Below are 2,024 nucleotides of genomic sequence, written 5' to 3'. Positions count from 1 at the left end.
CTCGTACAGAAAAGAAACATATCCAGCATGCTCGTTACTTTAGCTGTGTTAAAGTTTGACAAGTCTAGTGCTGTTAGTGCGGTACACTCATCAAACATCCTGGTCATGTTAGACACATCTGAAGTATCTAGATTTGTCAATCCGTTTATCTCAGTTAAGTTTTTTAGCGACTTAAATAAATCAGTCGAATTTACAGGTGCTTTAGTTGCGCCTGTAAAGACGATTTTTTTGATTTTATCCCCAGCTATTTTTTTATCATCATTTCTTTTCCAAGGTGCGTTATCAGGCTTATCTAAGTTACCTGGACCAATGGTTAAAATACCAGTAGTACTATCAAAACTCCAGGGTGCATCCCCCCAGAGCAGGGATCCAGTTTCTGCTACGTAGGTGCCTGCATTTAAGTCACCTTTCCCATAGTTGGCCATGAATTTTTGTGTATCATAGGCAGCTGACTGATTGTCTTTTTTAATCCAGTTACCAGTCAGATATTTTCCCTCACGTTTTAGGTCTGATGCAGAAGAAGACGATAGTGGTTTTCTTAAATTGCTGTTTTCACCGACAAATTTAAAGTTATCACCTAATGTTAAACTAACCAGTGATATATCTTTAAACATGCCGCCCATCTGTGATACATTTGACATATCAAGACTTGTTAGATTTAAATTAATAAGCGATGAACTTCCTCTAAACATCCCCCTCATATCATTTACATTTTTCGTATTAAATGATTTTAGGTCTAATGATGTGAGACTCGTACAGAAAAGAAACATATCAAGCATGCTACTTACCTCTTCAGTGTTAAAGTTTGACAAGTCTAATGCTGTTAGTGCGCTACACCCTTCAAACATCCTAGACATGTCCGTCACATCTGAAGTATCTAGATTTGTCAATCCGTTTATCTCAGTTAAGTTTTTTAGCGACTTAAATAATGCGGTCGTCTTGTCAGGTGCTTTAGTGGCGCTTGTAAAGACGATTTTTTTGATTTTGTCCTCAGCTATTTTTTTATCATCATTTCTTTTCCAAGGTGCGTTCTCAGTCTTGTCTAAGTTACCTGGACCAATGGTTAAAATACCAGTAGTACTATCAAAACTCCATGATGCATATCCCCAGAGAAGGGGTTGAATTTTTGCGACATAGGTGCCCGCTTTTAGGTCACCTTTCCCATAGTTCGTCATGAAGCTATCTGGGGCATAGGCAGCTGATTGATTATCTTTTTTAATCCAGTTTCCAGTCAGATAGTTCCCTTCACGTTTTAGGTCTGATGCAGAAGAAGACGATAGTGGTTTTCTTAAATTGCTGTCTTCACCGACAAATTTAAAGTTATCTCCTAATGTTAAACTAACCAGTGTTATATCTTTAAACATCCCGCCCATCTGTGATACGTTTGACGTATCAAGACTTGTTAGATCTAAATTGATAAGCGATGAACTTCCTCTAAACATCCCCCTCATATCATTTACATTTTTCGTATTAAATGATTTTAGGTCTAATGATGTGAGACTCGTACAGAAAAGAAACATATCAAGCATGCTACTTACCTCTTCAGTGTTAAAGTTTGACAAGTCTAATGCTGTTAGTGCGCTACACCCTTCAAACATCCTAGACATGTCCGTCACATCTGAAGTATCTAGATTTGTCAATCCGTTTATCTCAGTTAAGTTTTTTAGCGACTTAAATAATGCGGTCGTCTTGTCAGGTGCTTTAGTGGCGCTTGTAAAGACGATTTTTTTGATTTTGTCCTCAGCTATTTTTTTATCATCATTTCTTTTCCAAGGTGCGTTCTCAGTCTTGTCTAAGTTACCTGGACCAATGGTTAAAATACCAGTAGTACTATCAAAACTCCATGATGCATATCCCCAGAGAAGGGGTTGAATTTTTGCGACATAGGTGCCCGCTTTTAGGTCACCTTTCCCATAGTTCGTCATGAAGCTATCTGGGGCATAGGCAGCTGATTGATTATCTTTTTTAATCCAGTTTCCAGTCAGATAGTTCCCTTCACGTTTTAGGTCTGATGCAGAAGAAGA

Annotated in this window: 1 protein-coding gene; it reads right to left on the bottom strand. The window is 38.1% G+C overall.

Going from position 1 to position 2,024, the window contains the following annotated elements; translation table 11 throughout:
* A partial coding sequence (locus RU86_RS11705) for a BspA family leucine-rich repeat surface protein (protein WP_143468136.1) occupies positions 1-2,024 on the bottom strand: 2,024 nt, incomplete at both ends.

It is taken from the genome of Pseudolactococcus piscium (assembly GCF_002441695.1).
GTDB classification, from domain to species: domain Bacteria; phylum Bacillota; class Bacilli; order Lactobacillales; family Streptococcaceae; genus Pseudolactococcus; species Pseudolactococcus piscium.
This window is presented reverse-complemented; position numbering and strand designations above follow the sequence as displayed.